Below are 10,473 nucleotides of genomic sequence, written 5' to 3' on the forward strand. Positions count from 1 at the left end.
AACAACACAAGTTGTTACAAAGAAAAAAGGCAGCACAATGTGCTGCCTTTTTTTTTAAAAAAAATACATAATATATCTTATATTAAAACTGATAACGTACTCCTCCAGAAAAACTTGTTCCAGAAAAACCAGCTTTATTAAGCTTATGTTGATAGAGAACGTCAGCATGTAGAGAAAACTGTGGCAACAATTTGGCATTAAAGCCTAATCCAGCCTCCAATGAAGAACCAAAAGCCCCTAACTTGAAAGCATCCTTGAAATGCACAGACTGTTTTCCTTCAAAACCATGAGCAAGATAAAGCTTACCATAGAAAGCAACAGCATTCACGCCTTCAGGTCCTGTAGGAGTCTTGATTAAGCGTCCACCAACACGTGCCACCCACTGATCAAGTCTTCCCATCTCAATATCAAAGTTATCAATATCACGAGCCTTATTAAACTGGAGATTTTGATAAACAACCTGAACTTGTGGATCAAAAACAAAGCCCTCATATCCTGTCACAATTGTCTGACCACCAGATAAAGAAACGCTTAAAGGATTACCTTTTAATGTTGCTGTTTTACCCCGTGCACGGGTGAGAACATCACCTTTGAACAGACCATAGGATAAAAGACTGTCGACATAGAAGCCAACATTATGCTGCATGCTACCATATACTGTAGCTGTCCATTTATCAAATGCACTCTTCTGACTTTGCTCAACATTCAAAGGCTGCAGAGAAAGTTTTCCATAAGTTCCCATAACGCCAAAGGATATAGAATTATCAGCATTTTCAATAGTTTTCAGCAGAACACCTGCCTCTACACCACGATAGTCAAGATCGCCGTCATAACCATATTCAAGTGCAGATAAATCCGAAGCATAACGATAACTTCCACCATAGCCGCGTAAATATAAAGCAGGATTTTCACGAACCTCTACCATTCCTGTGGAAGTCATCCGCAACGTCTCAAACTGCTTCTTTTGATTACTGATATCCATCAAACCAGCATGGAATACACTATTAGGCAAGCTGAGATAAGTCGGCACCTGTGGAACAACAGACCTTGCAAATTGTTCAGGAAGAGCAGCAGATCCCATAGACTTAACATACTGATTTTCTAAACGGAAGTTCCAAAACGCTCCACCATCCTTCATAAACTTCTGCTGAACATGCTCCTGTTTCGAAGTCGCTTCTGGAGCATAAGCACGAAGAGTATATTTGTAAGGTGAGTTCCTCAGCGCAACATAATTGCCATCGAGTTGGAAAGAATCTTTCTTCGCTTGACCATAGACCTGAATAACTGAAACACTGTGAGCAATCTTTCTATTCGCTATAACATCTCCTACATTGCCCGCATCACCTCGTACATGTATTTTTGTTTTTCCAGAAACATCACCATGAATGACAAGTCGATCCGTTACTTGTTGATCACTCGGATCATGAGGATTTAAACGTGCATTGAGATGAATTGAAGCACCAGAAGCACTGTAGACAGTACCACTTCCCTTCCCAATACGAAGCGTTTGATACTGATTCTCTCCCGATGTCGGAAGTACAAACTTAATAGAACTATTTGCAAGATTTATAGACGAAATGCAGGAATCTGAGCAATCCGCATTCGCGCTTTGCTGAAGCTGATGTTGACTTTTCGTCAAAAGCCATTGGGCTCCATTAGACAAATCAAATTTTGCATGAGAACTTCTATCCACGCGAGCACCACCCGTAATTAAAGAATTATCAACAGATACTGACAAATTAGAACTATTTTCAGATCTCAATAATAAGTCACCCGAGAGATGCGCTTTATCTTCTATAGAAACACGGCCACTAGAGTTATTACCATAAATAGCTATACTTTTTAGAACCTCAAAATCAGTTTTTTTCAATGAAACCACCCCTGTTATATCCACAGGTACTTTCTCTGAGGAAGAAACTACACTTGACTTAACACTCCTTGTTTGCCTAGTGGGCTTTCCATTTGCAGCATGGTTCTGTGCACCTACTGATCTTTGATCCATACCATCAAAATATATACCGTAGGATTCATCACCTTCCACTCTAATAGTAGAATATTCAATATTAGCGTGATTCACAGAAGAACGAATCTGGGAAGATCTCTTTGTCCTAGAAGAACCCGACTCGACAACGTCACCATTATTCCTAATCCACAAAGCATTAGCATCAGTAACAACACTCCCATTCGCAAAACCAACAGAGCCACGATCGCTCAACAAGAAAGCTGCACGCCCAAAAGTTTCTGTTGAATTTGGCTTATTCTGTCCTCTTTTTGCAATAATATTAACTCTGTCTAATGTAACATTTCCGCCGGATTCTGACCTAACTGCCACACCATTTGTCAGAGTAATAACCCCAGAATCCATAGTTATCTGACCAGCATTACTAGCCAAAGCAGCGACAGCCAAATCCCCCGTAATATTAATTTTTGTATCACTTAAATCAACAGATGACCCTGAACCCGCCAAAGCACCTACATAATGAACATTGACCGCTCCACCAGTCATCTTAACCTTTCCGCCTCTTTGCGCCTCAAGCCCAATCAGAGAAGATTGCACTGTTGATTTTTTGTTCAAAACAACTTCTGCCCCTTCTTCCGCAAGCACAGCACTCACAGCCTGTAGTTGAGTAAGATCAACGTTATTTTTATCATCAAATGAAAAATCTGCACCACTAATGGTAGCACCCTCTAGCTCGATAATTGTATTCTGTCTTTTTGCATGCATAGAATGCTGTTTCTTATCACTTGCCTTTAGTGTAAGATTTCTCATTGTATGTGATTGACCATCACTACACGAATAAGCAATTTGCGATCTCCCCACACCATTTTGCTCCGTATCATTACACTGAGAAGAAGCATCTTCATTATTAGCACTGCCAACACGATCAACAGATCCAGAAACTTTAGGCTTTGTGGAAGAGAGAGGAGGTACGATAGCTGCATATGAATTTAGAGGTACAGGTTTCCTAGACACTGGAAAAGTAACAGGAGATCTATTGGGTAAAGAAAGAGATTCTACAGCGCTCGATGTCTCAGATCTCGCAGGTAAAGTAGGTGAAGAAGATAATAATACAGACGCCTCCTCCCTAGATACACTAGGAGCAGCAGGAGATCCATTGGGTAAAGAAGGAGATTCTACAGCGCTCGATGTCTCAGATCTCGCAGGTAAAGTAGGTGAAGAAGATAATAATACAGACGCCTCCTCCCCAGATACACTAGGAGCAGCAGGAGATCCATTGGGTAAAGAAGGAGATTCTACAGCGCTCGATGTCTCAGATCTCGCAGGTAAAGTAGGTGAAGAAGATATAGATCCTTTTTCCTTAGACACTGTAGAAACAGTAGACAAAAGAGACGTACTAGGTGGAGACAGAGTAGACACAGCTGTCATAACAACAGTTTCCTCAAGACCATCCTCATCTGTTACAGTATGATCCAGTGTATCAGATTCTAACCTATAAACACCAGTTTCATAAGTACCAATTTCAGAGAGATCAGTTTCAGAAGCGTCATCAAGGCCAGATATTACATATTCCACATCTTCCCCCCTCCCATAAGAAACGCTACTCATCGAATCTAAAAGTACAATATCCATATCTGCTGATGTTACTAATCGATTTCCAACTCTCTCTTCGTCAGATGTAGGAACCCCAGACACAAGAGATAGAGTAAGTCCTGAAGGTCCATGTCTACTAGATACAGCCAAATTAGAAAGGCCTACATCAGTTCTTTCATTTGAAGAATGTTGACCAGATGTTTCAGATTCTTCAAAATCTTCAGATCTAGCAAGTGGACTACTTTGAACAGAAATTACAGACGCAGATTCACCAGATACAGAAGGAGTTACGGATTGACCATTTACTTCACCTTGACCAGTACCAGAACCCGTTTCAGTTTCAGCACTAGAAGCAACTAAAATACGTGGCTTAGGCTTAAAAATAGGTTGAAAGTTAGTTGCAGTAGTATATCCAGAAACAAGAGGTATAACATACTGATTCTCTAAACGAAAATCCCAAACATCTCGACTATTCGCAACCAATTTTCGATCAAAATAATTCATTTTCGGAGGTATAGTTGGCCCATAAGCACGAAGAACGTACTTATAAGGCAATCCATCTAGTGTAATATAACCATGTTCTAGCTTAAAAGAATCCTCCTCTGCACTTCCAAAAACTTGAATAATTGAAACGCTGTAAGGTATATCTTGAGATTCATTCTGTCGTAATACTGCACCATTTGAAACAGAATTCACATGCACCAAGGTTTTTCCAGAAACATCACCATGAATTAAAAGTCTATCAGATACTTGAGTAGCATCATCATCCACACTTTTCGGCATCAGATCTGCATTGAAGAAAATTTTAGAAACACCCTCAGCACTGTAAACCGTACCTCTTCCTTTTCCGATGTGAAGAGTTTTATAACCTCTATCGTTACCTGAGGGGGAGACAAACCTAACATTACTATTTACGAGACCCATATGTGAAATACACGAATATGAACAATTCCATCCTAGTGAACTGTATGTACTCTGTACATCACTTTTTGCTAAATACCATTCTGATCCAGACAAAAAAAACCTCGCATCAGCATCTTTATCAACGTAAGCTGGACCAAAGATCGTAGAAGAATGAACAAAAACTGATAAATCGGAACGAGAACTAGCTTTCAACAACACATCACCAGAAACAGTTGAGCCCCTTCCTACCACAACAGAACCCTTTAAATTCCCACCATAAATAGCCACACCTTCTGGAACTCTGAGAGTAGAATTCTCTAAAATAACTGCATGTCTTATGACCTCTCCGTCTTTCTCCTTCACTTCTAATTGCGCCGCCTCTTTTTGGGTTGCAGCTCGTTCATCACCTAAACCTTCTAGTAGATTTCCGGAACTTTTCGTTTCAACCAAAGCTCCTTCTAATAATGGCTCACTAAAATATATACCATAAGATTTTTTACCATCCACTTTAAAACGCGAAGACTTAAAGGAAGCACCAATTTTCCCAGTACCATCAGAAATAGCGGCATCAACAGTCTCAACAAAACCATCAGTATCACCAACATTGCCAGAATAGACATTAAGAACATCAAAGAGAGTATCGTTAAGAACAAAAGAATTACCAACCCACAGAACAATAGCATCAGAGCCATTAAAAGTTACACGGTTAGAAGAAACAAAGCCGTCTTTTAACACGAAAACAACACTTATATCTTTCCCACCAAAACCTGCACCTCGGGAACCTACTTCTGTAGTTCCTCCACCTGCCACTTTTCTAAGAACGTTAATTTTAACTTCTTCTAATTTTACAAATCCCTCATTTTCCGACAACACCCCAGCAGCACCTAATGGAAAAATAATTGATCCGGATTTCATACTTATAGTAGAGCCACTAAAACTTTGCAAAACATTTACACCCAAAGGGACTTTCCCATCAGGCTCTTCTAAATAAATATCTACTCCCTCCAAAGAAATAGATGATGAATTATCAGCCAAAGCACCTATATAAGACTTTTCAATGCGCCCCCCCTCCATAACAATATGCCCACCGTTTTCTGCCTCAAGCCCAGTAACAAAATCCTGAGTATTTGTTTTTTTTAAAGTAACCTCTGCGCCTAATCTCGAAAATACAGCACTCCCAAAACCATATTTCCCACCCGCACCCTGAACATCACCACGCAGCGAAGCACCCCCATCCGCAACCGGTTGAGAAGGAGTTACACCTGTGATGTTTACATCCTCCATTGCAACACTTGTCGCCTTATGTGCAATAGGCACCGAAGGCACCTTGACATGTCCCACACTATGCCCAGAACCTTTTACGCCCTTATTTCCCACTGCATACACAGCATTCTCACCAAATTTTTTTACCCCAATAGCGCTGCCCTTTACTTTGTGCGCTTCACCGTCATAACAATAAATAGGATTATGCTGACGCTCATTATCTTGTAGAGTACAGTCGTAGGAAGAAAGACTTGCAAGAGACTGGAGTACAGTGCCCTCCGCTTCAGTCCCTTGTTGCGCCCGCCCACGCAGATTCGCCTGTTGCTGCCTTTGCTGAGCACCATCACTGCCAGACACCTGTGCAGCCATCTGCCCATCTGCAGATTGCCTGCCCGCCTCTGCAGTTTTCCCCGGACCCTCCTCTCCTGTAGAACCACGAGCCTCTGCTCCACCCAACAAGCCGCCCAATCCAAATGGCAGATTTGGTAACGGCCACCAACCAGAACTATAAACATCCATGCCTTGTAAAAAGAAAAGAACGCTCGTTGTAAGAGCATATAAACGTGTACGATTTTTAACTACGTTAATCATATATCCAACTTTCTATAAATCTTGTAAAAGCCACTGGCATTGAGTAAAATAAGATAAGAGACCGGTTTCTAACATATGTTAGACAGCTTTACAACATAATGTTTTTTACTTAGTGATCGTATTGTGCGTAAAAATGCCTAAATTAAGTTTTCAATGGGATAAACCCTTTGTAATTAAAGTAAAAGGATGAAATGATGATCAAATATTTGAAACGGGTAACTTCTGTTTTTGTTGTTGCAATCAACTTTGCAATGTTTTCATGGATAAACCCGAGTGTAAATGCAGCAAATGTGACTATTAATCATGTTTCAGGAAGCACTGAAGTTTCCACATCTCCTAAAAAGGTTATTGTGTTTGACCTCGCATCGCTTGATAATATGAACCGCCTTGGAATCGAAGCAGTTGTCGGTGTTCCTGAAGGAAAGAAGCCTGCATATTTGCAACAATTTGATGACGAAAAATATGAAAAAATTGGTACTCTTTTTGAACCTAATTATGAAAAGATCGCTGTCCTTCAACCTGATCTCATTATTATCTCCTCGCGAACTCAAGCTAAATATAACGATTTGTCTAAAATCGCTCCAACTATTGACCTGACCGTAGGAAATCAAAACTCTCTTGAGGATATTGAACGAAATGTGTCTATTCTTGGAAAAATTTTTGGTAAAGAAAAAGAAGCTGAAGAGCAGATTGCAAAACTCAAGGAAAATTTAGCAGAAGTCCGTAAAAAAACTCATGGGAGAGGTACAGGGCTTATACTCATGACATCCGGTGGAAAGATAAGTGCGTTAGGTCCTCAATCACGTTTTGATATTTTCCATTCAACATTTGGAATTACTCCTGCAACGGATAAATTAACCGTGCAAAAACATGGACAACTTATTTCTCCAGAATTTATTTTTGAGACTAATCCTGATTGGCTATTGGTTATTGACCGTGATGCCGCAATTGGGCGAGAAGGACAATCTGCAGCACAACTGCTCGATAATGATCTCGTCAAACGCACAACAGCTGGAAAACGAAACCAAATTATTTACTTGGATTCTTGGAGCTGGTATGGAGTGAGTGGGGGTCTAACTGGACTTAACGAAACAGCTCAGCAACTCAATCAAGCCTTTACAAAAAGCGAATAAATACACAAAGAATTTACTTGTCATACAACAAATCATAAAATAAAGCTTTAAGAGCAGAAGTTGTTTGTGAAAGACCTCTGCTCTTTTTATTGGAAAATGTTTTAACGTGAAAAATTATTGGATAGCCATAATAGTTCTTGTCCTACTATCTATCCTGAGTATTTTTGTTGGCTATTCGGATTTTACACTTTACGACCTGTTATCAGACGATCCACATGCGTGGCTTATCTTTTGGCAAACACGTCTTCCTCGTACAGTTTCAGTGCTTTTGGTAGGCCCAGCACTTGCACTCTCAGGCGTGATTATGCAATTACTTGCACGCAATCGTTTTGTAGAGCCATCAACTGCTGGAACCGTTGAATCAGCCTCTCTTGGTATTCTTTTTGTAATGATTTTCCTACCTAATATACCTGTTTTAGGAAAAATGGCCGTCACTACGATTTTTGCGATGACTGGCGCACTCCTTTTTATGTTTTTATTACGTCAGATTCCTCTAAAATCTGTTCTTATTGTGCCACTCACAGGAATCATGCTTGGCTATGTCATTGGCTCATTAACCAATGTGATTGCTGATCATGAAATGCTTCTTCCCTCTCTTCAAGCCTATTTATTTGGTAGTTTTGCAATGATTATTGATGGGAAATATGAACTTTTGTGGCTCGCTTTTCCCCTGTGTATTCTTGCTTATTTTACTGCCGATCGTTTTACAGTAGCCAGTCTAGGAGAAGATCTTACTAACAATCTTGGGCTTAATTATCGTAACGTTATGTTTTGGGGTCTTTTTATCGTCTCATCAATCACCGCCGTTGTGGTCTGTACAATCGGCCGAGTCCCCTTCGTCGGATTAATTGTTCCAAACATTGTTTCAAATTTCATGGGCGACAATATGCGTCATACAGCTCCATGGGTAGCAATCAATGGTGCAGGACTGGTATTAATCTGTGACATCTTAGGACGAATAATTCATCCTTCTCTGGAAATTCCCATAAGCACAATGATGGGAGTTATTGGGAGCTTTATCTTTATTATACTGCTTTTACGCTGGAGAAAGCGTTTTGGATAAAAACAAAGCAACAAAGCTTGTACTGACAATGCTGATTGTAAGTGCGTGCACTGTAATTATTCTTTATATGACATGGAATGTCAACATTTATACGTGGACATTCCGTTTAACCAAACTTGCCTCTCTTCTTCTCATTGCCTATGCAATAAGCGTTTCTACCGTTTTATTTCAAACAGTTGTCAATAATCGCCTTCTTACGCCTTCTATTATGGGGTTTGATCAGCTTTATATTTTAATAAAAACCGTTACGATTTATTTTCTCGGCTCCCTTTCTTTGCCTTTTTTAAATGAAGAAGGACAACTCGTTCTTGAGTCTCTCATTCTCATTATTTTTTCAATAAGCCTTTTTCGCTGGCTATTTTCGGGAAGCCTTAAAGGGCTTCATTTAACCCTCTTGATTGGTGTTGTTTTAGGGGGCTTTTTTTTCAGTTTACGCATGTTCATGCAGTTACAATTAAATCCAGACCAAATGATGAATTTAACGGATATCATGTTTGCGAACTTTAATAAATTCAATACCTCATTAATAAGCTTTGCCACAATTATTATCTTCATTATTAGTCTCATTGGTTGGCGTTCACGTCACCTACTCGATATTCTTTCTCTCGGACGCGAGAACGCTCTCAATCTTGGTGTTGATTATCACAAAAGTGCTACAGCTATTCTTATTTTTGTTTCTATTCTCGTATCGATTTCCACAGCACTTGTAGGACCCGTCACTTTTTTTGGACTATTGGTTGCCAACCTTTCTTATGAACTTTCTCCACAAGCAAAACACAGTATTGTTGTTCCAATTGCGATATTATTGGCTATTATTTGTTTAGTTGGTGGACAATTCATTTTAGAGCAAGTTTTTAATATGGCAGGACGCTTGAGTTTTATTATTGAATTTTGTGGTGGAATCACCTTCTTAATTTTACTAATGAAGGGGAAACTAAAATGATTGAAATCAATCACCTTTCCAAGTCTTATGGAGCTAGAGTGATTATTGATAACTTATCTCTTCATCTTCCAAAAGGAGGAATTGTTTCTCTCATTGGCCCCAATGGTTCTGGAAAATCAACCCTTTTAATGATGATAAGACGTCTTTTACCGAGTGATAAAGGCACAATTAACATCGACGGCTTAGATATTGACACAATGCCTCACGATATTCTGGCGCAAAAACTATCAATCCTGCGTCAAGATAATCCTTTATCCTTTCGTCTAACTGTATACGATTTAGTCAGTTTTGGCCGCTATCCTTACTCCAAAGGCTGGTATAACAACGAAGATAAACAATTTATTGACAGCGCACTCCGATATCTTGGCTTAGAAGATCTAAAAAATCGCTTTTTAGATGAACTGTCTGGTGGGCAGCGTCAGCGTGCTTTTATCGCGATGGTCATCTGTCAGGATACTGATTACCTTTTGTTAGACGAACCACTGAACAATCTTGATATGAAACATTCTGTTTCCATGATGAAGCAATTACGCCACACAGCCGATGAGCTTAAAAAAACCATTCTCATTGTCATGCATGATATTAATTTCGCATCATCCTATTCGGATATGATCGTTGCACTCAAGAATGGTAAAGCAGCCTATTGTGGAACACCACAAGAAATTATGCAACCAGAAATTCTTCAAGACATTTATGATATAGATATTCAGATCCAAACAATCCATGGCGTACCAATCGCCCTTTATTATCAATGAATTTTTCTTACTATTAGTAATCTACTCAGATTTTTTTAAGCTTGCGTGGCCTGCAAAATCTGCTAAAAATAACAAAATCTGCCTACTGGGGAATAGTTTAATGGTAGAACAGCGGACTCTGACTCCGTCAATCTTGGTTCGAATCCAGGTTCCCCAGCTGTAGCTTGCCAGCTGTAGCTTGCCAGCGGGTTTTGTATAATTTGCCACTAGGTTTTGTAGCAATTTATTTTTTTCAAAGAGTTTTAAAGGTGCTCTCAAAGGGTCTTCAA

Annotated in this window: 5 protein-coding genes and 1 tRNA gene; 5 read left to right on the forward strand and 1 reads right to left on the reverse strand. The window is 39.7% G+C overall.

The window, feature by feature from the left end; all coding sequences use genetic code 11:
• Positions 1-82: 82 nt before the first annotated feature.
• Positions 83-6,310 (reverse strand): autotransporter outer membrane beta-barrel domain-containing protein, encoded by a 6,228-nt coding sequence (locus tag ACFIJ0_RS00945; protein ID WP_375661373.1) that lies wholly within the window; start codon positions 6,308-6,310, stop codon positions 83-85.
• Between the two features lie 194 nt (positions 6,311-6,504).
• Here ACFIJ0_RS00945 and ACFIJ0_RS00950 point away from each other — a divergent pair, with 194 nt between their 5' ends.
• From ACFIJ0_RS00950 to ACFIJ0_RS00970, 5 genes are all read left to right on the forward strand, one after another.
• On the forward strand, positions 6,505-7,443 hold the full coding sequence (locus tag ACFIJ0_RS00950; RefSeq protein ID WP_375624222.1) for a siderophore ABC transporter substrate-binding protein: 939 nt from the start codon (positions 6,505-6,507) through the stop codon (positions 7,441-7,443).
• Positions 7,444-7,549: 106 nt separating this feature from the next.
• Positions 7,550-8,506: an ABC transporter permease gene (locus ACFIJ0_RS00955; RefSeq protein ID WP_375644076.1), complete on the forward strand. Its 957-nt coding sequence runs from the start codon at positions 7,550-7,552 to the stop codon at positions 8,504-8,506.
• The gene (locus ACFIJ0_RS00960; protein ID WP_375644075.1) at positions 8,499-9,449 is read left to right on the forward strand and encodes an iron chelate uptake ABC transporter family permease subunit; all 951 of its coding nucleotides are present in this window, start codon (positions 8,499-8,501) and stop codon (positions 9,447-9,449) included. Before ACFIJ0_RS00955 ends, ACFIJ0_RS00960 begins: the two co-directional genes overlap by 8 nt.
• Entirely contained in the window at positions 9,446-10,204 is a 759-nt protein-coding gene (locus ACFIJ0_RS00965; RefSeq protein ID WP_375624220.1) for an ABC transporter ATP-binding protein, read from the forward strand. Before ACFIJ0_RS00960 ends, ACFIJ0_RS00965 begins: the two co-directional genes overlap by 4 nt.
• 86 nt (positions 10,205-10,290) lie before the next feature.
• A tRNA-Gln gene (locus tag ACFIJ0_RS00970) sits at positions 10,291-10,361 on the forward strand.
• Positions 10,362-10,473: the final 112 nt, after the last annotated feature.

This window comes from Bartonella sp. OC68QHHN (assembly GCF_042193875.1).
Classification (GTDB): domain Bacteria; phylum Pseudomonadota; class Alphaproteobacteria; order Rhizobiales; family Rhizobiaceae; genus Bartonella; species Bartonella grahamii_A.